The organism is Rhodococcus sp. SB1D (assembly GCF_048573875.1).
Classification (GTDB): Bacteria; Actinomycetota; Actinomycetes; order Mycobacteriales; family Mycobacteriaceae; genus Rhodococcus_F; species Rhodococcus_F qingshengii.
The window spans coordinates 76,579-99,047 of record NZ_JBMAIQ010000001.1 but is presented as its reverse complement, the minus strand read 5'-3'; the positions used below and the strand labels follow the sequence as shown (position 1 = coordinate 99,047).

The 22,469-nt window shown below is 63.0% G+C and carries 21 protein-coding genes and 1 riboswitch; of the genes, 8 read left to right on the top strand and 13 right to left on the bottom strand.

Annotated features, from left to right (window positions below; all coding sequences use genetic code 11):
* Positions 1-42: 42 nt before the first annotated feature.
* Complete coding sequence (locus tag ACN50D_RS00450) at positions 43-615, bottom strand: dihydrofolate reductase family protein (protein WP_007727376.1); 573 nt, start codon at positions 613-615, stop codon at positions 43-45.
* 198 nt (positions 616-813) lie between these two features.
* Here ACN50D_RS00450 and ACN50D_RS00445 point away from each other — a divergent pair, with 198 nt between their 5' ends.
* Positions 814-2,124, top strand: a complete 1,311-nt coding sequence (locus ACN50D_RS00445; RefSeq protein ID WP_039972818.1) for a D-alanyl-D-alanine carboxypeptidase family protein — start codon at positions 814-816, stop codon at positions 2,122-2,124.
* Here ACN50D_RS00445 and yhjD read toward each other — a convergent pair.
* From yhjD to ACN50D_RS00410, 7 genes are all read right to left on the bottom strand, one after another.
* Positions 2,121-3,155 carry an inner membrane protein YhjD gene (gene yhjD, locus ACN50D_RS00440; protein ID WP_007727380.1) on the bottom strand — a complete coding sequence of 345 codons (1,035 nt, stop codon included), beginning with the start codon at positions 3,153-3,155 and terminating at the stop codon, positions 2,121-2,123. The genes ACN50D_RS00445 and yhjD overlap by 4 nt on opposite strands.
* A gap of 51 nt (positions 3,156-3,206) precedes the next feature.
* The gene (gene trpS, locus ACN50D_RS00435) at positions 3,207-4,241 is read right to left on the bottom strand and encodes a tryptophan--tRNA ligase (RefSeq protein ID WP_003941025.1); all 1,035 of its coding nucleotides are present in this window, start codon (positions 4,239-4,241) and stop codon (positions 3,207-3,209) included.
* A gap of 26 nt (positions 4,242-4,267) precedes the next feature.
* A complete protein-coding gene (locus ACN50D_RS00430) occupies positions 4,268-4,762 on the bottom strand; it encodes a barstar family protein (protein WP_211920473.1) in 495 nt (164 codons plus the stop codon).
* A complete protein-coding gene (locus ACN50D_RS00425; protein ID WP_007727383.1) occupies positions 4,762-5,280 on the bottom strand; it encodes a ribonuclease domain-containing protein in 519 nt (172 codons plus the stop codon). Before ACN50D_RS00425 ends, ACN50D_RS00430 begins: the two co-directional genes overlap by 1 nt.
* Positions 5,281-5,306: 26 nt before the next feature.
* Positions 5,307-6,152, bottom strand: coding sequence for an exodeoxyribonuclease III (locus tag ACN50D_RS00420; protein ID WP_007727385.1), 846 nt, complete (start codon positions 6,150-6,152; stop codon positions 5,307-5,309).
* Positions 6,153-6,188: 36 nt separating this feature from the next.
* Entirely contained in the window at positions 6,189-7,397 is a 1,209-nt protein-coding gene (locus tag ACN50D_RS00415) for an MFS transporter (protein ID WP_371714359.1), read from the bottom strand.
* A gap of 130 nt (positions 7,398-7,527) precedes the next feature.
* Positions 7,528-8,751 (bottom strand): NADP-dependent isocitrate dehydrogenase, encoded by a 1,224-nt coding sequence (locus tag ACN50D_RS00410; RefSeq protein ID WP_003940772.1) that lies wholly within the window; start codon positions 8,749-8,751, stop codon positions 7,528-7,530.
* 305 nt (positions 8,752-9,056) lie between these two features.
* Positions 9,057-9,197, top strand: a riboswitch (SAM riboswitch).
* 143 nt (positions 9,198-9,340) lie between these two features.
* Between ACN50D_RS00410 and ACN50D_RS00405 the strand changes: the two genes are divergently transcribed.
* The 4 genes from ACN50D_RS00405 to ACN50D_RS00390 all read left to right on the top strand — a co-directional run bounded on the left by ACN50D_RS00405 (position 9,341) and on the right by ACN50D_RS00390 (position 14,322).
* The gene (locus tag ACN50D_RS00405; RefSeq protein WP_007727392.1) at positions 9,341-10,666 is read left to right on the top strand and encodes a bifunctional o-acetylhomoserine/o-acetylserine sulfhydrylase; all 1,326 of its coding nucleotides are present in this window, start codon (positions 9,341-9,343) and stop codon (positions 10,664-10,666) included.
* Complete coding sequence (gene metX, locus ACN50D_RS00400) at positions 10,663-11,799, top strand: homoserine O-acetyltransferase MetX (protein ID WP_007727395.1); 1,137 nt, start codon at positions 10,663-10,665, stop codon at positions 11,797-11,799. The genes ACN50D_RS00405 and metX overlap by 4 nt, the downstream gene beginning before the upstream one ends.
* A 118-nt stretch (positions 11,800-11,917) precedes the next feature.
* A complete protein-coding gene (locus ACN50D_RS00395) occupies positions 11,918-13,747 on the top strand; it encodes a DEAD/DEAH box helicase (protein ID WP_307850404.1) in 1,830 nt (609 codons plus the stop codon).
* The gene (locus tag ACN50D_RS00390; RefSeq protein WP_007727398.1) at positions 13,747-14,322 is read left to right on the top strand and encodes a hypothetical protein; all 576 of its coding nucleotides are present in this window, start codon (positions 13,747-13,749) and stop codon (positions 14,320-14,322) included. The genes ACN50D_RS00395 and ACN50D_RS00390 overlap by 1 nt, the downstream gene beginning before the upstream one ends.
* Positions 14,323-14,327: 5 nt before the next feature.
* On the opposite strand, the gene ACN50D_RS00385 is transcribed toward ACN50D_RS00390, so the two are convergent.
* Positions 14,328-14,612, bottom strand: a complete 285-nt coding sequence (locus ACN50D_RS00385; protein ID WP_003940740.1) for a DUF3017 domain-containing protein — start codon at positions 14,610-14,612, stop codon at positions 14,328-14,330.
* Positions 14,613-14,617: 5 nt separating this feature from the next.
* Complete coding sequence (locus ACN50D_RS00380; RefSeq protein WP_007727401.1) at positions 14,618-15,475, bottom strand: bifunctional methylenetetrahydrofolate dehydrogenase/methenyltetrahydrofolate cyclohydrolase; 858 nt, start codon at positions 15,473-15,475, stop codon at positions 14,618-14,620.
* A 31-nt stretch (positions 15,476-15,506) separates the two neighbouring features.
* On the opposite strand from ACN50D_RS00380, the gene ACN50D_RS00375 reads away from it, so the two are divergent.
* Together ACN50D_RS00375 and ACN50D_RS00370 are read left to right on the top strand one after the other, a co-directional pair.
* Complete coding sequence (locus tag ACN50D_RS00375; protein ID WP_063836256.1) at positions 15,507-16,019, top strand: GNAT family N-acetyltransferase; 513 nt, start codon at positions 15,507-15,509, stop codon at positions 16,017-16,019.
* 32 nt (positions 16,020-16,051) lie between these two features.
* Complete coding sequence (locus ACN50D_RS00370) at positions 16,052-16,327, top strand: DUF1905 domain-containing protein (RefSeq protein ID WP_007727403.1); 276 nt, start codon at positions 16,052-16,054, stop codon at positions 16,325-16,327.
* Between the two features lie 6 nt (positions 16,328-16,333).
* Here the strand turns inward: ACN50D_RS00370 and ACN50D_RS00365 are convergent, their stop codons facing one another.
* Together ACN50D_RS00365 and ACN50D_RS00360 are read right to left on the bottom strand one after the other, a co-directional pair.
* Positions 16,334-16,954 (bottom strand): pentapeptide repeat-containing protein, encoded by a 621-nt coding sequence (locus tag ACN50D_RS00365; protein ID WP_007727404.1) that lies wholly within the window; start codon positions 16,952-16,954, stop codon positions 16,334-16,336.
* Between the two features lie 33 nt (positions 16,955-16,987).
* Positions 16,988-17,668, bottom strand: coding sequence for an excalibur calcium-binding domain-containing protein (locus ACN50D_RS00360; protein ID WP_007727407.1), 681 nt, complete (start codon positions 17,666-17,668; stop codon positions 16,988-16,990).
* A 137-nt stretch (positions 17,669-17,805) separates the two neighbouring features.
* Between ACN50D_RS00360 and ACN50D_RS00355 the strand changes: the two genes are divergently transcribed.
* Positions 17,806-18,270, top strand: coding sequence for a tRNA (cytidine(34)-2'-O)-methyltransferase (locus tag ACN50D_RS00355; protein WP_007727408.1), 465 nt, complete (start codon positions 17,806-17,808; stop codon positions 18,268-18,270).
* Positions 18,271-18,276: 6 nt separating this feature from the next.
* Here ACN50D_RS00355 and ACN50D_RS00350 read toward each other — a convergent pair whose 3' ends face one another.
* Positions 18,277-22,461: a bifunctional nitrate reductase/sulfite reductase flavoprotein subunit alpha gene (locus ACN50D_RS00350; protein ID WP_211920475.1), complete on the bottom strand. Its 4,185-nt coding sequence runs from the start codon at positions 22,459-22,461 to the stop codon at positions 18,277-18,279.
* Positions 22,462-22,469 lie beyond the last annotated feature (8 nt).

Sequence of the window (22,469 nt, the reverse complement as noted above, 5' to 3'; positions counted from 1 at the left end):
GAGGCTCTCGAAGAGTCTCGGCCACAGATGTTTTCGAGAGGTCTACGTGACCGTGGGGTGGTACGTCAGTACTTGAACTCCGGATTCGTACCGACGATCGTCCTTCAACTCGAGGACGATCTTGTCGGCCGATTCGGGGAACACTCTCCCGCCGGACCCGAGAATGACCGGGAAGACCATCAGACGAAGCTCGTCGACCAGACCGGCCAGCAACAACGCGTGGACGAGCGTCCGACTTCCCGCGACCAGGATTTCGCCGTCGATCTGCTCCTTCAGCTTCGGAACGGCTTCCTCGATGGGACCGTCGAGTGCCGTCGAGTTGTTCCATTCGAGCGGTTCGGTCGAACTCGTGACGACGTACTTGGGCATCTCGTTCATCTTGTCCGCAAAGCCTTGGTCGTCTTCGCGCTCGGGCCAGGCACCGGCGAAGCTCTCATAGGTCCGCCGCCCGAGTAGAAGGACGTCCGCGGCGAGGGTTTCGTCGAGTTTGAACTTCATCTGATCGCCCTCCTGGTACGGAAAGACCCATCCAGTGTGCGCATAACCCGGTTCGCCACCGGGAGCTTCCATCACCATGTCCAAAGACACGAATTCTGTCACCACGATCTTGCCCATACCGATCCCCTGTCGTCAGTGCGTGTGCGCCATTCGAGTAGCCGACTACCCCACTGTTACAGACTCTGCGTGGTGGTGGAACTCATCGGCGGCGATCGTCGACTATGACCGATGTACAAACCGAATCGCCTGTTTTCGATCCCTCTGCTTGCGTGGCGATTCGGACGTTCCCTCAGGTTCGCATACCCTCGTATATCGATGATGTGGCGTCGAAAGTGTGCAGTGGCAGTAGCCGGAACAGTGCTCTCAGGGAGCATTGCGTTTACCGGTGTCGTAGGGACCTCGGGAGTGGCCGGCGCCCAACCGGCCCCGCCGCCGCCCACCACCACCGAAGCGCCGTTCACAACACCCAACACCGACAGCTGCCCTTTCACGAGTAGCCCGGCACCGGCGATCGATCTCTCCGAAGCACCCGCGCCCGGATCTACGGCCCCGACTGCTGTCCCGATTCCGGAAAGCCCTGTCGGTGGAGACAAGCTCGGCGAGTGCGGTGTTGTACTCCCTGACGGCGCTCCCCCGCTCCCGGCGGATATCGCGGCATCCGGATGGGTACTCGCGGACGCCGAAACCGGTGAGGTCCTCGCCGCGAAAGATCCGCACGGTCGCTACCGACCGGCCAGCACCATCAAGATGCTCTTGGCTCTTGTCGCGCTCGACGAACTCGATCTCGACACCGAAATCACCGCAACGGCCGAAGACGCGGACGCTGAAGGTAGCGCTGTCGGCATCGGCAAGGGCGGCAAGTACACCAACCGGCAACTGATGCAGGGTCTGGTCATGGCGTCGGGAAACGATGCCGCGCATGCTCTTGCCCGCCAACTCGGCGGTGACGCTGCAGCCGTGTCGAAAATGAACGCGCTCGCGGCCGAACTCGGCGCCCTCGACACTCGCACGGCAACTCCATCCGGACTCGACGGCCCGGGGATGAGCAGCTCGCCGTACGACCTGGCCGTGATTTTCCATACCGCCCTGCAGAATCCGACGTTTGCCGGTCTGATCCATACCGAGACCGTCGAATTTCCCGGCTTCCCCAAGGATCCGACGATTCCCGACGATCAGGACCGCCCCGGATTCACTCTCGCCAACGACAATCAGCTGCTCTACAACTACGACGGCGCATTGGGCGGCAAGACCGGCTTCACCGACGACGCCCGCCACACGTATGTGGGTGGCGCGGAGCGTAACGGCCGGAAACTACTGGTGACATTGATGGGCGGCGAAGCCAAGCCGATCCGTCCGTGGGAGCAGGCTGCCCGTCTACTCGACTACGGATATGCACTCCCCGCGAGCACAACCGTCGGCTCGTTGACGGACCGATCCACCGACGATTCCAGTCCCGATGTCACTCGCACACCGTCTGCCGCTGCACCAGGCTCGATCTCGGCAGCACCCACCGCTACCGACGCCGAATCCGACACCACTGACCGCATCCTCATCGGTGCTGTCGGTGGAGTAGTGGTGATCGCGCTGGTGGCGGGAGCCGTTGCCCTCAACCGTCGGAGGCGCTAGCGCGGCCGACGACGCATGAAGCCCGAAAGACCCAGGCCGGCAACCGCACCCGTGGCGATCAGCGCAGCCACGCGAGACGGTGAAGCACCGTCACTGACAACGATTCGCGGCGAGATCACGGCGGGATCCGGCGGCGGAACGAACGCCAGGGCCATACTTTCCTTGGTCGTCGCCGCCCACGCCGTGCAGAACAGCAGCATCCGTGACGCCGTGAACACGAACACGAGCAAACCGATGATCGGACCGAATGCCACGCCCGCTGGTCCGTTGGTGACGGCAGCGAGGTAGATCGCACCCACCTGCTTGAAGATCTCGAACACAATCGCGGCGATAACCGCTGCCTGCGCAGCGCTACGCAGCGTGACAGGCTCGCGCGGCAGCCGGGCGATCACCCACAGGAACACCGCCCACGTCGCCAGGAGTGAGAGCAACAGTGAAACAACTCTGAGCCCCACGCCGACACCGGTGATGTTCTCGAGGTTGAGCCATTTCACGATCTGAGTCGCAACCGGCCCACTGCTCAGCGCCGACATTCCCAGTGAGACGACCATGGCGAGAGCCAGACCGACGAGGGCCCCTGCGTCACCAAGTTTGGTACGTACGAACCCCTTGGGCTCGCGCTTGCTCTCCCACATCGCCGTCAGCGCGTCGCGAACATTTGCCATCCAACCGAGACCCGCGTACGCAGCACCCAGGAGGCCGAAGATTCCGACGCTCGCGCGCGAGTCGATGGCCGAATCGATCAGCGTGTTGATGGTGTCACCCAAGCTGCCCGGAATGCTCTTGGTGATCTGCTCCTGAATCGACTCCAGGTACTCGGGATGCCCGGCCAATACGAAACCGGCCACTGCAAACGCGACCATCATGATCGGAATCAACGCGAGAACGCTGAAATACGTGATACCAGCAGCGTAATAGTCGCCTTTTTGCTCTTGAAACCGTCCGGCCGCGCGAACCAGATGATCGAGCCAGGGTCGCGCTGCCCGTTGCTTCTCGAGAAAGCTCGGTGCGTCGTCGTCCGTGTCAGCCATTGCCGTCCCCCTCATGTTCGGTCAGGCGTCGTGAGTCCGAATTCGCGTAAGTCAGCCCTTCGGTGCCAGGAATCCGACCTTGTCATAGACAGCGGCGAGAGTGCGTGAAGACACCTCACGGGCGCGGTGCGCTCCGGCCGCGATGATGCGATCCAGCTCTGCCTCGTCGGCGAGGTAACCGTCGACCTTCGCCTTGAGCGGGGTGACGAACTCGGTCAGCACGTCAGCGGTATCGGTCTTGAGGTCGCCGTACCCCTTGCCCTCGTAACCGGCCACCAGAGTCTCGATCGGTACTCCCGAGAGAGCCGACTGAATGGTGAGCAGGTTGCTGACGCCCGGCTTGGCCTGCGGGTCGAAACGAATCTCGCGCTCGTTGTCGGTGACGGCCGACTTGATCTTCTTCGCCGACACCTTCGGGTCGTCGAGCAGATTGATCAGTCCGGCCGCACTGGCGGCGGACTTGCTCATCTTCGCGGTCGGATCCTGCAGGTCGTAGATCTTTGCCGTGCCCTTGATGATCTGCGGCTCGGGAACGACGAACGCCTTGCCGTAGCGGGTGTTGAACCGTCCGGCCAGATCGCGTGCGAGTTCGAGGTGCTGACGCTGATCCTCACCCACGGGGACTCGCTGCGGGCGGTACAGAAGGATGTCCGCGGCCATCAGAACCGGATACGTGAACAAGCCGACACTGGCGTTGTCGCTGCCTTGCTTGGCGGACTTGTCCTTGAACTGCGTCATACGGCTGGCTTCACCGAAACCGGTGATGCAGTTCAGGACCCACGCCAACTGTGCGTGCTCGGGAACCTGACTCTGCACGAACAGCGTCGCCCGATCCGGATCGATCCCCACCGCAAGGAGCTGAGCCACCGCAACCTTGGTGCGACGACGCAATTCCTTCGGGTCCTGCGTCACCGTGATGGCGTGAAGATCCGGAATGAAGTAGAAAGCGTCGAAATCGTCCTGCAACGGAACCCACTGCTGCAGCGCACCCAGGTAGTTGCCGAGGTGGAAAGAATCCGACGTCGGCTGGATTCCGGAAAGCACGCGAGGCTTTGCGGTGGGCTTCTGTTCTGCAGGGGTCGACATGGTTCCGATCTTTTCACGAGTGGAAATCAGTGCAGTGGCGTGGTGCCCGGGTAGTCGAGTTCGACGAGGTCTTCACCGTGGGCGGCGAGGTCCTCCGCACCGAACTGGTAGACGGTCCGGAAAACGACGGGTTCCCATTCTTCGGCGTAGAAGTCCATCGTTTCGCAGAACCACTCCAACTGATCCTGTTGCTCGGACAGTAGAGAACCCGCGCCTCGGACCACAACTACATATCCGGCGCCGAGTCCGAGGACGTCGTCGAGATCGCGCATGACATCGTCGAAAGCGTCTTTGTTTCGTCCGAAGTGGGACGGAAACTGGAAGGCTGCCGCGAACTCGCCGAAGACCTGCGCCGTTGTCCGCATGTTCTCTCCGCGAACCACCCGAACGACAAAATTCTCGGCACGGAGTTGACGTGCAAGATCATCTGCAACGGCCGGGTCGCTCTGCAGCGCCACCGAAGCCACATCCGAAGACGGATCCAGCCACTGCGCCACGCTGACCGTAGACGAATCGGACATCAGCGAATCCTCACAAACGTGTCGTAGTGATCGAGGGTGTACCACGCCGAACCGTCGTTGCCGGTGACGATTCGCTCGGCGTCGCGTCCTTGGCCGTTCTTCTTCGGGTTCACGTCCCATTCCTGATAGACGACACGTCCGCCACCGGCACCGACAGCGGGTAGGCGGCCTTCGCTGTTGCGGAAGGTGATGCCGCCCTTGGTGCCCGGCGCATTGGCGGAATCCGGCCACCTCCCGGCGTCGATCTCGACCAGCGTGGCGAGCACTCGCGCCGGCGCATCGGTGCTTGTCTGCTGCGTTGGCTTGGCAGCGGAATTCGAGGACGCGGAACTCGACGGCGCAGCCTTGGTGGTGGCGCCGGGCTTGGCTTGAACACTCGAGGACTGAACGCTCGAGGACTTCGTACCCGACGACGCCGAACTGTCGGAGTCACGTGAAGAAAGGGTGACCGCCAGTACGAGCGCAACCACCGCCACCACGACGGTGATGATGGCGTTGCGCGTCTTTGCGCTCGGCATTTTCAGACCTTCAGACATACGCGTCTCTATCGGTACGAGACGGTGACAGGCGCATGATCCGACCAACGGAGGTCGTAGGACTCAGCGCGTTCCACGAGCGCGACCTTGGCCCGCTCGGCGTATCCGCGAGTGGCAACCTGGTAATCGATACGCCAACCCGAATCGTTGTCGAATGCCTTTCCGCGGTACGACCACCACGAGTACGGGCCGTCGACACCCGGATGGAGGGTGCGGAAGACGTCCACCCACGCGGAATCTTCGGCGAACAGCAGATCCATCCAGGCGCGCTCCTCGGGGAGGAATCCCGAAGACTTCTTGTTGGTCTTCCAGTTCTTGAGGTCGAGTTCGGTGTGCGCGATGTTCCAATCGCCGCTGACCACCACGTGACGATCGGCAGCCTCGGCCGCCGCAGCGGTGGTAGCGAGGTGAACTGCGAAGGACGCCATGAACCGCTCCTTCTCCTCCTGCTTCGGCGTGAGCGCCTCACCGGAGGGCAGGTACAGGCTCGCGACGGTCAGATCGGCGAAGTCGGCTTCGATGTATCGACCGGCGTCGAGAAACTCGTCGTCCCCGTGACCGATCCGCACCGCTTCAGGTTCCGTGCGTGAGAGCACCGCGACTCCGTTGCGTCCCTTCGCGGACGGCTCGGCGGAGACGAGGAACCATCCGTTGCCGAGCGCTGGTTCGAGAGTCTCGCGAAGCTGATCGTCCGACGCACGCGTTTCCTGAAGGCAGATGAAATCCGCCGACGTCTTCTCCAGCCAGTCGAGCATGCCCTTGCGGGCAGCTGCTCGAACGCCGTTGACGTTCACGGACGTGATGGTGTGGGGCGCAAGAATGTGGGAGTCAGCAGTTTGTGGCACGGCAAGCACCGTAGCCGATTCCACCGACGCGGATGGGCGCCCAGGTCAGCGCGCGGCCCTACGCTGCAGAATCACCGCTACCGCCAGCACGACGAGACCCGCGACGGCCAGCAACGACCCCACCGCTGCCGGCGCGGTGTACCCGTAACCGGCTGCGATGACGACGCCGCCGATCCACGCTCCGAAGGCGTTGGCGATGTTGAGTGCGGCGTGATTGAGAGACGCGGCCAAGGTCTGAGCATCCTCGGCGACATCCATCAACCGTGTCTGGAGGCCAGGCACCATCGACGACCCGGCGAGCCCGATGAGGAAGACGAAGATCAGTGCCGTGTACGGATTGCGCACGGCGATCACGAAGACCGCGAGGATCACAACGAGGGATCCCATCGACAGGAACAAGCCCTTCATCAGTGCGCGATCCGCGAGGTATCCACCGACGAAGTTGCCGGCCACCATGCCCAGTCCGTACAGCATGAGTGCGAGGGGAATGAACGAAGCGCCAAGCCCGGACACGTCGGTGAGAGTCGTACTGATGTAGGTGTAGACGGCAAACATCCCGCCGAATCCGACCATGCCCACGATCAAGGTCATCCACACCTGAACGCGGCCCAGTGCCCCGAGTTCGGTGATCGGATTCGTCACCGGCATACCGTCCAACCGCGGAATCCAGACGAACAGCGAAGCAACCGTTGCCACTCCGATCACCGCAACCAAGGCGAAGGCGCTGCGCCAGCCGAGTGCCTGGCCGATCCAGGCCGCGACCGGCACACCGATCACGTTGGCCACGGAAAGACCCATCATCACCATGGCGACGGCCTTCGCGCGTTTTCCCGGTTCGGCCAGGTGAGCTGCGACCAGTGCGGCGACTCCGAAATACGCGCCGTGCGGCAATCCGGCGACGAAGCGGGCCATCATCAGCGTCGTGTACGAGGGCGCGAAAACCGAGGCGGCATTGCCGACGGTGAACGCGACCATGAGTGCGATCAACAGGGTGCGGCGCGGTACTCGTGCGGTGAGTGCAGCGATCAGCGGAGCGCCGACGACAACCCCGAGCGCGTACGCCGAGATCACGTGACCCGCGACGGGTTCCGAGACGCCGAGTCCGGATGCCATTTCCGGGAGCAACCCCATGGCGACGAACTCGGTTGTGCCGATACCGAAACCGCCGAGAGCGAGAGCGAGCATCGCCGGACCTCTGGCGGAACGAACCCCGGGTGTCGAGGTGTCAGAACGGGAGAGGGTAGACGAAGTCACTGATCAATTGTGGTCTCACACCTGGTTGAACTTCCAAGTGAGAGCGGGTGAGTTCACTCACGTGAGACCGCGAACACAAATGGGACGCCCGGTTTCCCAGACGTCCCATTTGACAGGTGAAGCGGTGAATCTACTTCGCGGCCATGGCCTTCTGCAGGTTCACGTCGAGCGCGCCGAGGAACTCCTCGGTGGTCAGGTAGCCCTGATCGCCGCCGACCAGCATCGAGAGGTCCTTGGTCATCTGGCCGCTTTCGACGGTCTTGATGACAACGTCTTCGAGCGCCTGCGCGAAGCCGATGACCTCAGGGGTGCTGTCGAGCTTGCCACGATGCTCGAGCCCGCGGGTCCACGCGAAGATGGACGCGATCGGGTTGGTCGAGGTGGGCTTGCCCTGCTGGTGCTGACGGTAGTGACGCGTCACGGTGCCGTGAGCAGCCTCTGCCTCACAGGTCTTTCCGTCCGGTGTCAGCAGAACCGACGTCATGAGGCCGAGCGAGCCGAAGCCCTGGGCCACGGTGTCGGACTGGACGTCGCCGTCGTAGTTCTTGCATGCCCAGACGTATCCGCCCTCCCACTTGAGAGCGGAAGCGACCATGTCGTCGATGAGGCGGTGCTCGTAGGTCAGACCTGCAGCATCGAACTCAGCCTTGAACTCGGTCTCGTAGACGTGCTGGAAGATGTCCTTGAAGGCACCGTCGTACGCCTTGAGAATGGTGTTCTTGGTGGACAGGTACACCGGGTAGTTCTGCTGCAGTCCGTAGGTGAGCGACGCGCGAGCGAAGTCACGGATGGACGTGGTGAAGTTGTACTGCCCCTGGACGACGCCGCCCTCTTCGGGGAAGTTGACCAGTTCGTGCTCGATCGGTGCGCTGCCGTCCTCAGGCGTGTAGGTGATCATCACCTTGCCGGGGCCGGGGACCTTGAAGTCTGTGGCGCGGTACTGGTCGCCGAATGCGTGACGGCCGATGATGATCGGCTTGGTCCAGCCCGGAACGAGTCGCGGAACGTTGGAGATGATGATCGGTGCGCGGAAGATCGTGCCGCCGAGAATGTTGCGGATCGTTCCGTTCGGGGAACGCCACATCTTCTTAAGACCGAATTCCTCGACACGTGCCTCGTCCGGCGTGATCGTGGCGCATTTGACGCCGACGCCGTGCTTCTGGATCGCGTGCGCTGCGTCGATGGTGACCTGGTCGTCGGTCTCGTCGCGGTACTCGATACCGAGGTCGTAGTACTCGAGGTTCACATCGAGATACGGATGGATCAACTTGTCTTTGATGAACTGCCAGATAATGCGCGTCATCTCATCGCCGTCGAGTTCGACGACGGTGCCCTCAACCTTGATTTTGGACATGGGTGCTTCGCGTCCTCCTAGGAAGTTTCCCTGGTTACACGGTTGCGGTCACACTTTGTGAGTGGGTCCGCGAACGGTTCGATTATCAAACCTAGACGGTGTGGACTGATCTCGGGAGATGAGTCCCAAACAAGACAAGCGTACTGCTAACCCATGAGGCCGCAACCGGCAGGTCCACTCATCGGTCTCTACTCGCGAGTAACTTTTGCCTGCTAGTGGGCTGCGTCGCTCTGCCTCGCGTGCGGTTGCGGCTCACATTTCGCCCCGTGTCAGGACTGCGCTCACTTCCCGGTAGAATCCGACTTGGTCATGAGTGCCAGCGTCAAGCCCCGGCTCGCTGGACGGCAACCCTCCAACCGCGGTGGGGTGCCCCGGGTGATGACCAGGTTTCCCGACGTGGATCTGCTCGCGCAGTTCCACCGCAATTCGGGTGACAAGCGCGGGTCCGACAGGGACGGACCCCAGACCGGGCCGAGCCCCACGGAGGTATTTCAGTATGTGTCGCACTTGTAGATAGACCCCAGCACGGGGCGGCGATCATTCGCCCCCGTCCGACATCTATCCGTCAGACCACTGGAGTGAACAAATCATGACCGACAACACAGCCGACGCCGCAGCAACTTCGGATCCGACCGCGAACTGGTCGTTCGAGACCAAGCAGGTGCACGCCGGACAAACAGCGGACACCGCCACAAATGCGCGCGCTCTGCCGATCTACCAGACCACCAGCTACGTCTTCGACAGCACCGATCACGCTGCGGCACTGTTCGGCCTCGCCGAGCCGGGCAACATCTACACGCGGATCATGAATCCCACACAGGACGCCGTCGAGCAGCGCATCGCTGCCCTCGAAGGCGGGGTCGCCGCACTCCTCCTCTCCTCGGGTCAGGCCGCCGAGACCATCGCGATCCTCAACATCGCCGAGGCCGGCGACCACATCGTCTCCAGCCCGTACCTGTACGGCGGCACGTACAACCTCCTGCATTACACCCTTCGTAAGCTGGGCATCGAAGTCACGTTCGTCGAGGATCCCGACAATCTCGAGCAGTGGCGCGAAGCCATTCGCCCGAACACGAAGGCGTTCTACGGCGAAACGATCGCCAATCCGAAGAACCACATCCTCGACCTACCCGGTATCTCGTCACTGGCCCACGAGAACGGTCTTCCGTTGATCGTGGACAACACAGTCGCGACGCCGTACCTGCTTCGCCCACTCGAACACGGCGCCGACATCGTCGTTCACTCCGCCACCAAATACCTTGGTGGACACGGCACCGCGATCGCCGGCGTCATCGTCGACGGTGGCACTTTCGACTGGACGCAGGGTCGCCACACGAACTTCACGACGCCTGATCCCAGCTACCACGGCGTCACCTTCGCGGACCTCGGCGCGCCGGCGTTCGCACTCAAGGCCCGCGTCCAACTGCTGCGCGATCTCGGTTCCGCCGTGGCGCCGTTCAACGCGTTCCTCATCGCGCAGGGTATCGAAACCTTGAGCCTGCGCATCGAGCGCCACGTATCCAATGCACAGAAGGTCGCCGAATTCCTCGACGGTCACGTCGAGGTCGCCTCCGTTTCCTACGCGGGACTCCCCTCCTCGCCATGGTTCGAACGCGGAAAGCAGCTGACGCCCAAGGGAACCGGCGCCATCGTCACCTTCGAGCTGCCCGGCGGTATCGATGCGGGCAAGACGTTCGTCAACGCCCTGACGCTGCACAGCCACGTCGCCAACATCGGTGACGTTCGCTCACTCGTGATCCACCCCGCCTCGACGACACACTCGCAGCTCACCCCCGAAGAGCAGCTCGCCTCCGGTGTCACACCCGGGCTCGTTCGCCTCGCGGTCGGCATCGAAGGAATCGACGACATCCTCGCCGATCTCACCGTCGGCCTGGCAGCGGTGGCAAACTCGTGACCGTGAACGAATTGGAGCCCAGGATCGACCTCCTGCCCCCACCCGACGGCCAGGTGGGGTTCGTCGACATCGGTGCCTTGGAACTCGAGAGCGGCGCGGTGCTCCCATCGGTTTCGCTCGCCGTTCAGCGGTGGGGTGAGCTTTCCCCGAACCGCGACAACGTCGTACTCGTCGAGCACGCACTGACCGGAGACTCACACGTCACCGGACCGATCTCCGCGAATCAGCCCTCCCCCGGCTGGTGGAACGGGATGGTCGGCCCCGGCGAACCGATCGACACCGGCGAATGGTGCGTCATCGCAACCAATGTCCTCGGTGGTTGTCGCGGCACGACCGGTCCCAGTTCGCCGGCCGACGACGGCAAGCCGTGGGGCAGCAGGTTCCCGGAGATCTCCATCCGGGATCAGATCGCGGCGGAGAAGAAGCTCGTCGATCTCCTCGGGATCGACCAGTTGGCCTCGGTAGTCGGCGGATCCATGGGGGGCATGCGCACCCTCGAATGGGCAGTTACCTACCCGGACGGCATTCGCTCCGCGTTGGTTCTCGCAACCGGTTCACGGGCCACTGCAGATCAGATCGGCACCCAGACGACGCAGATCGCTGCCATCGTCTCCGATCCGGATTGGCAGGGCGGTGACTACCACGGAACGGGGCGGGCACCTCGCACCGGACTCGGCATCGCCCGTCGCATCGCGCACCTGACGTACCGCACCGAGTCCGAACTGGACGCACGCTTCGAGAACTCCGCTCAGAACGACGAAAATCCTTGGAACGGTGGACGATACGCCGTACAAAGTTACCTGGAACATCAGGCAGACAAGCTGGTCGACCGCTTCGACCCGAGCACGTACGTCCTACTGACCGAGGCCATGAACCGGCACGACATCGGTCGTGGACGCGGCGGTGTTGCGGCGGCGTTGGCATCGATCACGGCACCGGTCGTGGTGGGCGGCGTCGACTCGGATCGGCTGTATCCCCTTCGCTTGCAGGAGGAGATCGCCGACGGAATTTCCACGTGCAGCGGCCTCGAGATTCTCAAGTCCAAGGACGGCCACGACGGCTTCCTGACGGAGGCGGACGCCGTCGCCGGACTGCTTCGCCGAACGATGGAGTTCGCGCGTACGGCTCGCTGATTCGGCACAGAGCCACGTTTTCAGGATTCGTCAATGTCGGGAAAACCACAGCTGATCTGCGGGTTTTCCCGACATTCTCATTGGCGAACGTGAGCCGGCGCGGCTAGCATCGGCGAACGTGAATCAGCCATGCTCGACGCGCCTGCAGGCTACGTACATTCCCGAGCACATGTCCTTCGCGTTCTGGGGTGACGCAGACCCGGCAGCGCGGCTGTCGGCACTGGGGATGCCGACCGGGTCGCCGGGCGTGTGCAGGCTTGCGATCCCGGTCGACGAGTCGATCACAGCAACCGACGTCGAAGCGCAACTGCTCGACCTCACCACCGCGATCGACGCGTTCCACAACCTCGATGCTGGTCGCGGCGACCTCGGATCGTCGCTGCTCGCGTGGAAGCGCGTCATCGACACCGGCGCACATGACATTCCGACCGCAGCGCATGCCGCTATCGAGCGCGACGACACGAAGATCCGAAGCGCCGCGTCCACGGTGCGGTTGTTCACGGAAGCGCGCGCGGCCATCGAGAGTCTTCGCCGAGCAAAGATTCAGGCGACTCTGCGCCCGTATCAAATGCAGGGAGTTGCCTGGCTGACGGCTCTGTCGGGTTCGGGCGGTGGGATCTTGGCCGACGAGATGGGTTTGGGTAAGACACTGCAAGCGATTTCGATGATCGCGATCCGCGCCGGCGACGGTCCGCATCTGGTTGTGTGTCCCACCTCGGTGATAGGAAACTGGCGCCGCGAGATCGAGCGATTCGCTGCGCATCTGCCACTGCACGTTCATCACGGGGCCGCCCGTGCACTTCCCACTCGTATCCCCGCCGGCACTACGGTTCTGACCAGCTACAGCGTCTTGCGTTCCGACGCAGCCCAATTGGCCCCGGTCCATTGGAGTTCAGTGGTCTTCGACGAGGCGCAACAGATCAAGAACCCCGCTTCCCTCGCCGCGAAAGCAGCAATGCAGTTGTCGGCGGACGTCAAGGTAGCGATGACCGGCACGCCGGTGGAGAACCGTCTCGAAGAATTGTGGTCGCTCTTTCGCGTCGCCAATCCCGACGTCCTCGGAACTCGCGCACGGTTTCGTCAACGCTTTGCCGTACCGATCGAATCCGGTCGATCGGCCACCGCGGCGACCAGGCTTGCCGCGGTCATCGATCCCTTCATTCTGCGCAGAACCAAAGACACAGTGGCCAAGGATCTTCCGCCCAAGCAGTTCTCCACGGTCTCGTGCACTCTGACGTCGGAACAGGCGCGCATCTACCGGTCGGCAGTTGCCGATGCGCTCGACTCCGGATTGGGCACGGGAATTGCCCGGCGTGGCAACATCCTTGCGCTTCTGACCACTCTCAAGCAGGTATGCAATCACCCGGCGCAGGTCACCGGCGATACGGACGACCTCTACGGAAGATCCGGAAAGCTCGACCGCGCAACGGAAATGATCGCCGAGATCGTCGACGACGGCGATCGCGCGCTGATATTCACGCAGTACCGGACGATGGGCGAGATGCTCTCGCGACACCTGGGAGCCGAACTGGGTATCGGTGCCGTGCCTTTCCTCCACGGCGGCCTGAACACCGACAAACGAGACGCGATGGTCGACGCGTTCCAGAACGAGACGGATTCACCACCGGTTCTGATTCTGAGCTTGCGCGCCGCCGGCTTCGGCCTCAACCTCACGCGCGCAAGTCATGTCGTGCACTACGACCGGTGGTGGAACCCAGCCGTCGAGGATCAAGCAACCGACCGGGCACACCGCATCGGCCAGAAACGCACCGTCAACGTCCACACCTTGGTGACGGGCGGTACCGTGGAGGATCACATAGCAGCGATGCACGAGTCCAAACGAGCTGTGGCCGATGCTGTCTCCGGGAACGTCGAGGCCGCGCTGGCCGATCTCCCCGACGCCGAACTGCGTGAACTTCTCGAACTCGACGGCGCGGTGATCATCTGATGGCCAACGAATTCGGCGTCACCGCTTGGGGTCGAGCGTGGCTGCGCACGGTGGAGCGGACCGCGGCATCCGGTCCGAACCCGTCCCTGCCGACGGCTCGCACCCTGGCACGCAACGGTTCCGTGGAGTTCACCGTCGTCTCGTCGGGGACCGTCGTCGCCGAGGTGAGCACCAAGGCAAAAACTTCGTCAGTGACGATTGGTGTCCCGCTCTGGACCAAATCCGAGATCGCTGCAGTGAAGAGCCTTCTCCGTTCGGCTGGAAAGGCGAACAGATCCGTCTCCACCGGCGAACTGCCGGACAGCGTCGTCACCGAACTGCAGGCTCGAAATATCGCAGTAGCCGTTGATCTTTCGGAGTGCACTTCCAGCTGCGACTGCTCAGGTCGACGCTCGCCGTGCGTTCACCATCTCGCCGCGATCTACGCCCTCGCCGGGCGAATCGACGAGGAACCTGCACTTGCGGTGACGTTACGGAGTGCACCGGTCAAGGCTGGAAAGAAGTCGACATCCACACATTCGCCGGAGTGGATCCCTTTGAGTGATATCGACATTCGCTCGTTCTACGGGGACTGACCTTCTCAGTCGGTACCGAGCGGATCGATGGTCAGGGCGAGCGTCGCGATCAGCACACCCATAACGCCCATCGCCGCAGTGTCGAAGACCCTTCCACGCACCGCGAGCAACCCCACACGGTTCTCGGGAACGAACCACCGAGCGGCAGCTCCGATGATGACGGCAACACCGAAGACGAGGGCGCCGCGGCGCCACCGGTCGGCCAGCACGAGAACCACGGCCGCCGCGATCACGGCGAGGACCGCGAGCATGGGCAGATTCTTCTTCGCGAGGCCGACCAGTGAGGACATCGGACTCAGACTCCGGCCAGAACCCGCTCGGCGCGCTCGACCACGTTGGTGATCAGGAACGCGCGGGTCAGCGGTCCGACACCACCGGGGTTGGGTGAGACGAAGCCGGCGACCTCGTTGACGTCGGCTGCGACGTCGCCGCGCAGGCCGTCGTCGGTGCGACTGACGCCGACGTCGAGGACCGCTGCCCCGGGCTTGACCATGTCTGCGGTGATGAGGCCGGGAACGCCGGCGGCAGCGACGATGATGTCGGCGCGGCGAACCTCGGCCGCGAGATCGCGGGTACCGGTGTGGCAGAGCGTGACCGTCGCGTTCTCGCTACGACGCGTCAGCAGCAATCCGATCGGGCGACCGACTGTGACGCCTCGTCCGACTACCACCACGTGTGCGCCCGCAATAGGGACCTCGTAGCGGCGCAGGAGATGCAGGATTCCACGCGGGGTGCACGGCAGCGGGGCTTCCTTGCCCAACACCAGTCGACCGAGGTTGACCGGGTGCAAGCCGTCGGCGTCCTTGTCGGGGTCGATGCGCTCGAGGGCTGCGTTCTCGTCAAGGTGCTTGGGAAGCGGCAACTGCACGATGTAGCCGGTGCACTCGGGATTGGCATTGAGCTCGTCGATCGTCGCGTTGAGCTGCTCCTGCGTGATGTCGGCAGGCAGGTCGCGTCGCAAAGAATTGATACCGACCTTGGCGCAGTCGTTGTGCTTGCCGCGCACGTAAGCCGCGGATCCGGGGTCGTCGCCCACCAGGATGGTGCCCAAGCCGGGTGTGATGCCCTCTGCCTTCAGAGCGCTCACCCGCACCTTCAGGTCTTCGAAGATTTCGTCGCGGGTAGCTTTGCCGTCGAGGATCGTTGCAGTCACGGCGACCATTGTTCCAGGTTAGGGTCGATGAGTGACAACGGCTCCGGAACTACGCGGCCCGAGGGTGCTCCTCTCCCCCGTCGCGCCCGATCATCACGCCCGTCTGCGGGCAATTCACCTGCACCCGGACGTCGTGCACTGGTGGCAAAATCCCGACGACGACTGGCCTGCAGCGCCGGAGGCTGGCACCACGCGCTACAGCATCTTCCACGGCGACCACCTGATCGGCTTCATCCAGTGGTATGAGGCGGAGGACAACCCCGACTTCCGCCACGCCGGGCTCGACTTGTTCCTCGATCCTGACTTCCACGGCCGAGGGTTCGGTCGCGAATCGATTCGCGTGCTGTGTGCCCACCTGATCGACGACCTCGCATTCCACCGTCTGGTCATCGACCCGGAGGTCGACAACTCCGTCGCCATCGCGTGCTACCGATCGGTGGGGTTCAAAGACGTCGGGGTGATGCGCGAGTATTCGCGAGATCGCCATGGTGTGTGGAAGGACGGACTGCTGATGGATCTGCTCGCACGGGAATTCATCCGCTGATCGACTGGGACGAGTTCGAAAGGACCGACATCATGTTGCTGGACAAGGAATTCACGGCCACCCTGCAGAAGAGCGACGCCAAGGGCGGGTGGACTTATGTGATCTGGCCGGAGTCCGCCGAGTTCTTCGGCACCCGCGGCCTGGTCAAGGTACGCGGGACGATCGACGGACATCCGTTCCAGAGTTCGTTCATGGCGTTGGGAGACGGTAACCACAAGCTGCCGGTCAAAGCCGATCTTCGCAAAGCCATCGGCAAGGAGACCGGCGAGCTGGTGACGGTGCGCCTCGAGGAGCGCTTGGAGAGCTAGGCGCTGCTACTTCATGTCGACGACAAGACCGTGCGCCGACGCGTACGCCACCGCCTGCATCAACTCGATCTGCGCGTTTCCGACGGACGCGGACGTCCACAGGCTCGGATCGATCCGTGCACCGCGCAGGTCTGCACCTTCGAGTTTGAGTCCACCCGTACGAGCACCGGACAGATCCGCCGACGCCAGCACCGCGCCCCGCATGTCGGCCCGAACCAGGTTCGCTTCACGGAAGCGGCATGAGGTGAAGTCGATCTTTCTCAGGTCCGCCCCGCCGAGTGAGGTCAACGAGAAGTCGACTTCGTCGAGCGTCAACGGCCGGATGCGGCAACCGTCGAACGCCGACCCGAGCAGACTGCAGTTTCGGAACGTGCTGTGCCACAGGCTAGTCCGGGCAAAATTGCACGAGCGGAACGCAGTTCCCGTGTGCACGGACTCCCCCAGATCGGTGCCGGTGAAATCACAATCCGTGAACACCACCGACTCCGTCGTGAGTCCGGTGAGGTCGGCGTCTCGGAAATTGCAGTTGGTGAAAGTGCGCTGACGCCACTTCTGCCCGGCCAGCCGCGCGTCTGAATAGTCTTCGCCGACGACATCGTCGGATTCTTCGGGGAGCATGCCGTCCATACTGCCCCGCCGCACCGACACCGGTTCGATCGCCTAGGTCTCGCAGGCCACGCCGTCACCGTCACGATCAAGCTTGGACGAATAGCCGGGATCGCCGCGGTAGATCGGGGCAGCACCGGCCGCTCGCACGGCTGCACAGTTGGCGTAATACACCCCCGCGTCGGGCACCTTGGCCGGCGGCGGAACGTACGCCGGTTCTGTTGTCTTCGGCGGTGTGTACGCAGGAGCGGGCGGAACATACGGCGTAGTCGTGGTCTCCGGGACCTGCGGAACCAGCGGCACGATTGCCACGGTGGTTGTCGTCGGTGGCGGCACGATCGTTGTCGTCGTCGGCAAGAGGGACGAAGTCGTGGTCTTCGTCGTCGACGGGACCGTGCTTTTGGTTGTCGTCGCTGCAGCTGTCGTCGAAGAGGTCGCAGCAGGCGTCGTCGATTCTTCCGACTTGCCCGCTCCCGTCGCCGCGGCGATGGCAACCAGCCCCACGACTGCCGCGCCGGCGATCCACGGCCACTTACGCCGCGTCTTGCCTTCCTCGGCGCTAGTGTCCGGCACCGCCGATCCGGGTGCGCCGAAGACCTGCGTGGGAGTGCCGAAAGCCTGAGTGGGTGCGTCGACGCCCTTGGGCCGTGTCTGCGCGGTCCACTGCTGACCGTCCCAGTAACGGTCGATCGTGGGGTCGAAGGGGTCGGGGTTCCAACCGGCGGGAGGGTTCATCAAAATGTCCGTTCTGCGAAGAGTGCCGGAAATAGATTCGCACGGACTGGCCGGTTTGTTACCAATTCGCCCACACTTCCCGACCGGGTCTTCTCACGGACGTGGGCACCGATACGTCGCCCGGTACAGTTCCTCGAGTGTTCCGAGTGATGTTCCACGAGCCCCGCATCCCACCCAACACCGGAAACGCGATCCGCATGGTCGCAGGCACCGGTTGCGAACTCCACCTGGTCGGCCCTCTCGGGTTCGACTTGTCGGAGCCGAAGCTCAAGCGCGCAGGCTTGGACTACCACGACCTGGCGACTGTCACGGTCCACGAAAACCTGACCGCTGCCTGGGAAGCCGTCACCCCCGCTCGCGTGTTCGCCTTCACCGCGCACGCGACCACGTCGTATGCCGATATCGCCTACCAACCCGGCGACGTCCTGCTGTTCGGGCCCGAACCCACCGGACTGTCCGAAGAAGTATTGGCGGACGAACACGTCACCGAGCGCCTGCGTATCCCGATGCTGCCCGGACGCCGGTCCCTCAACCTGTCCAACGCTGCCGCCCTCGTGACGTACGAGGCCTGGCGTCAGCACGGGTTCAAGGGCGCTGTCTGATCGACGTCAGTAGACGTCCCGGACATAGCGCTTCTCCGCCGAAAGAGCCTTCACGTATGCCTCGGCACTGCGAGGAGCCAGTTTTCCGTGTTGAGCGACCACCCCGTTGAGGGCACTGTCGACGTCCTTGGCCATCCGGTTGGCATCGCCGCAGACGTAGAAGTGCGCTCCCTTCTGCAACCACTCCCACAGCAGCGCACCCCGCTCACGCATCCGGTCCTGCACGTAGACCTTGTCGGCTTGATCCCGGGAAAACGCGAGGTCGAGTTCGGTGAGGAATCCGTCTTTCCGCAATTCTTCGATTTCTTCGCGGTAGTAGAAGTCGGTCGCGGCGTGCTGTTCTCCGAAGAACAGCCAGTTCGGGCCCGTGTGCCCCAATGCCCGCCGCTCATGCAGGAAGGCACGGAACGGTGCAATGCCGGTCCCCGGACCGACCATGATCATCGGGGTCTCGGGATCGGAAGGTGGCCGGAAGTGGGTCGACTTCTGCACGTAGATACCGATGTCGTCATCGTGAGCGTGGTCGGCGAGGTAAGTCGAGCACACTCCACGCCGTGGGACACCCGCAACGTTGTATCGCACCGCGGACACCGTCAACTGCACTTCGCGTGGGTTCTCCTTCGGACTGGAAGATATCGAATACAGCCGCGGCTGAATCGGTTTGAGCAGCGAGAGCCATTCGTCGGTCGAGGCACGAACGGGCGACTGCGCGAGAATGTCGACGGACTGTCGTCCCCACGACCAGTCTTTGAACGTGGAGACATTCTCCGGCTTCAACAACTCGGCCAGGTCCGAATCGCGGGTTCGTTGATGCACGAATCGAATCATGTCGGTCGAGATTCGAGTGATCTCCAGGCGCTCGGTGAGCGCGGTACGCAGCGTCATTTCCCCGTACTGCCCCAGTTCGACGGTCTCGTCACCGTCGAGGCCAGTAAGGGTGAGCCACTCGTCGACGAACGGAGAGCTGTTTCGGGGCCAGACTCCGAGAGCGTCGCCGGCTTCGTAACTGACCGTGTCACCTGGAAGGTGAAAGCCCAACTGCCGCACGTCTTTGGAAGAACCCGGACGGTTGAGCACGACATTGCGCGTCAAGGCTGTGGTCAGTGGCGCCTTCTTGTTGTACTGCAGCGGCGCCGGCATCGCCGGTGAAATCGGCGGGGTTGCAACGGTTGTCCCAGAATTCTTCTTTGCAACGACGACGTCGGCCGTCTCACCAGCCGCCGAGCGCTGAAGTTCAGCCGTGACAGAGTCCAGCCATCCAGCAGCGGTGTCCTCGAAATCGGGCTCACAGTCGGCGCGATCGACGATACGACTGGCCCCCAGTTCAGCAAGGCGGGCGTCAAGCTTTCGTCCATGCCCACAGAAGTCGTCATAGTTCGAGTCGCCGAAAGCGATGACTGCATACCGTGTCTCGGCCATGCGGGGCGCCGTGTCAGCAGCCAACGCATCCCAGAAACCGCTGCCGTTGTCCGGGGATTCGCCGTCACCGGAGGTACTGGTGATCAACAGGACCTCTCGGGTGGCCGCCAGGTCGGCGGCCTGGAACTCGTCCATTGCATGCATCACCACGGGCAAGCCAACTTCCCCAAGGCGAGCAGCGCAGGCGGCGGCAAATTCTTCCGCATTTCCGGTCTGCGATGCCCAGAGCACCACGATCGGCGCGCGTTCTGTCGCAATGCCCGGAGCCGAGGACAACGCGGGCCCGTCGGTGTCAGGGAGCGCGGTTCGCGAGTACAGGCCGGCCAGTACACCGTCGACCCACATCCGCTTTTCGGCGTCGAACGGCGCCGTCGACGGCAACGTCGGGACCCCGGCAGTGCGATCGGCGTCCGCACGCAACGCGGCGAGAAGACCGGCCAGGTAGCTCTGCTGGAGCGCATCGAATACCACTGCAGGTGTTCCTGTTTGACCGATGACATCCGCGAGGACATCAGTTCGCGACAAAGCCCGATCAGCTGGCGCGGAAGCCACCAGCGGCGCCTCGGCGAGCACTGTTTCAGGTGTGTTCACGGCGACCTTCGTCATCGTGACAGCGCAGGCTTTGAACTCCGGTTGCTGCGAGGCAGGGTCGATGGCGTCGTTGGTGACGGCGTTGATGGACAGATATTCACCGAAGGCGTCGTTCCAGTGAAATGGGGCAAAGCAGTTCCCCGGACGCACTCGGTCGGTGACAACAGCCGGAAGCACAGCGCGACCGCGGCGTGAGGCAACCTCGATCGCATCCTGGTCGACGATGCCGAGCCTGGCGGCGTCGTCGGGATGGATCTCGACGAAGGGACCTGGGTTGAGCTTGTTCAACTTGGCCACCTTGCCGGTCTTGGTCATGGTGTGCCACTGGTGCGCGAGACGACCGGTGTTGAGCAGGAAGGGGTAGTCGTCGTCGGGCATTTCGGCGGGAAGCATGTGCGGCCGTGCGAAGAACATCGCACGGCCAGTGGCGGTGGGAAATGCGAGCCGCGGAGTGCTGCCGTCATCGCGGATCAGGAGCCTTTGACTGACACCGTCATTGACGTATCGGATGGGATGACGGTCCTGATCACTGTCTGGCGGGCATGGCCACTGAATCGATGTCTTGCGGAGGCGCTCGTAGGTGACGCCGCGTAAGTCGTAGCCGGTCTTCGGATTCCAGAACTGCTTGATCTCTTCGAACACCTCTTCGGCACAGGTGTAGGTGAACGCTTCGGCGTACCCCATCTCGCAGGCGATCCGGGCGATGATCTGCCAATCAGGCAGCGCCTGCCCAACCGGATCCAGTGCCTGCTGAAAGAGCGTCAGGTTGCGTTCGGAATTGATCATCACTCCGTCGGACTCTGTCCACAGCGAAGCAGGCAGCAGAACATCGGCGTATTCGTTGGTCTCGGTGCCCAGGAAAGCATCCTGGGTGATGACGAGGTGGGCCTTCTCCAAGCCGTCGATGACGGTCTTGCGGTTGGCTACCGTCGCAACGGGATTGGTGCAGATGATCCAGCACGCTTTGATGTCGCCCGCCGCCATTCGGGAGAACATGTCGATGGTGCCACCGCCGATGTCGGTGCGCAGCGAGCCCTGCGGGATCCCCCATCGGTCCTCGACGAAGTCGCGATCGGCGTCGACCATCACGGCGCGCTGACCTGGCAAACCTGGCCCCATGTAGCCCATTTCACGCCCACCCATGGCGTTCGGCTGACCGGTCAACGAGAACGGACCGCTGCCGGGCTTGCAGATCGCACCGGTCGCGAGGTGAAGGTTGCAGATGGCGTTGGTGTTCCACGTGCCGTGGGTGCTCTGGTTCAAACCCATTGTCCAACAGCTCATCCAGTTGGCGGCCTCACCGATCCACTGCGCTGCCGTGTGGATGTCGGCTTCGGAGATACCGGTGATCTCGCTGACCTTCGCAGGAGTGTACTCCGCGAGGAAACTGGGCATGACCTCCCAGCCTTCGGTGAAGTCGGCGATGAAGTCCGGATCGGTGTGGCCGTTTACGACGAGCAGGTGGAGTAGTCCGTTGAGTAGCGCGAGATCGGTGCCGGGAGCGATCTGCAGGAACAAGTTCGCCTTGTCGGCGGTGGCGGTGCGTCGAGGATCGACGACGATCAACTTCGCGCCCGCCTTGACCCGCTCCTGCATTCGAAGGAAGAGGATCGGATGGCAGTCCGCCATGTTCGCGCCGGTCACGAAGAACACGTCGGCATGTTCGAAGTCCTGATAGGAACCGGGCGGTCCGTCGGCCCCGAGCGATTGCTTGTATCCGGTGCCGGCACTTGCCATGCACAGTCGGGAATTCGATTCGATCTGATTGGTCCCGATGAAGCCCTTGGCCAGTTTGTTCGACAGGTACTGAGCTTCGAGTGACATCTGCCCGGACACGTACAACGCAAACGCGTCGGGACCGTGCTCGTCGATGATTGCCCGCAGGCGCTGGGCGGTGTCAGTGATGACTGCGGCCATGTCCGCCGCTTCGATCGCATCACCTCTGCGCGGACGGCGATATGCAGATTCCATGCGCCCCGGGCCTGCGAGCATGTCTGCGGTCGTGGTGCCTTTGGTGCACAGACGCCCGAAGTTGGTGGGATGTGTCTTCAGACCGGAAGACTTCGCAGCCTTCCGACGTCCCGTCTCCGGATCGGTGATGATGTCGAGGACAAGACCACAGCCGACCCCGCAGTACGCGCAGAGTGTGTCGACACTGGTGGTGGTGAGTTGAGCGCCCATCGATTCAT

Bases quoted from the DNA above. Each gene is read 5' to 3' on its own strand.
- ACN50D_RS00450 (WP_007727376.1), bottom strand. From the start codon at position 615: ATGGGCAAGATCGTGGTGACAGAATTCGTGTCTTTGGACATGGTGATG.
- ACN50D_RS00445 (WP_039972818.1), top strand. From the start codon at position 814: ATGATGTGGCGTCGAAAGTGTGCAGTGGCAGTAGCCGGAACAGTGCTC.
- yhjD (WP_007727380.1), bottom strand. From the start codon at position 3,155: ATGGCTGACACGGACGACGACGCACCGAGCTTTCTCGAGAAGCAACGG.
- trpS (WP_003941025.1), bottom strand. From the start codon at position 4,241: ATGTCGACCCCTGCAGAACAGAAGCCCACCGCAAAGCCTCGCGTGCTT.
- ACN50D_RS00430 (WP_211920473.1), bottom strand. From the start codon at position 4,762: ATGTCCGATTCGTCTACGGTCAGCGTGGCGCAGTGGCTGGATCCGTCT.
- ACN50D_RS00425 (WP_007727383.1), bottom strand. From the start codon at position 5,280: ATGCCGAGCGCAAAGACGCGCAACGCCATCATCACCGTCGTGGTGGCG.
- ACN50D_RS00410 (WP_003940772.1), bottom strand. From the start codon at position 8,751: ATGTCCAAAATCAAGGTTGAGGGCACCGTCGTCGAACTCGACGGCGAT.
- ACN50D_RS00405 (WP_007727392.1), top strand. From the start codon at position 9,341: ATGACCGACAACACAGCCGACGCCGCAGCAACTTCGGATCCGACCGCG.
- ACN50D_RS00390 (WP_007727398.1), top strand. From the start codon at position 13,747: ATGGCCAACGAATTCGGCGTCACCGCTTGGGGTCGAGCGTGGCTGCGC.
- ACN50D_RS00385 (WP_003940740.1), bottom strand. From the start codon at position 14,612: ATGTCCTCACTGGTCGGCCTCGCGAAGAAGAATCTGCCCATGCTCGCG.
- ACN50D_RS00370 (WP_007727403.1), top strand. From the start codon at position 16,052: ATGTTGCTGGACAAGGAATTCACGGCCACCCTGCAGAAGAGCGACGCC.
- ACN50D_RS00365 (WP_007727404.1), bottom strand. From the start codon at position 16,954: ATGGACGGCATGCTCCCCGAAGAATCCGACGATGTCGTCGGCGAAGAC.
- ACN50D_RS00360 (WP_007727407.1), bottom strand. From the start codon at position 17,668: ATGAACCCTCCCGCCGGTTGGAACCCCGACCCCTTCGACCCCACGATC.
- ACN50D_RS00350 (WP_211920475.1), bottom strand. From the start codon at position 22,461: ATGGGCGCTCAACTCACCACCACCAGTGTCGACACACTCTGCGCGTAC.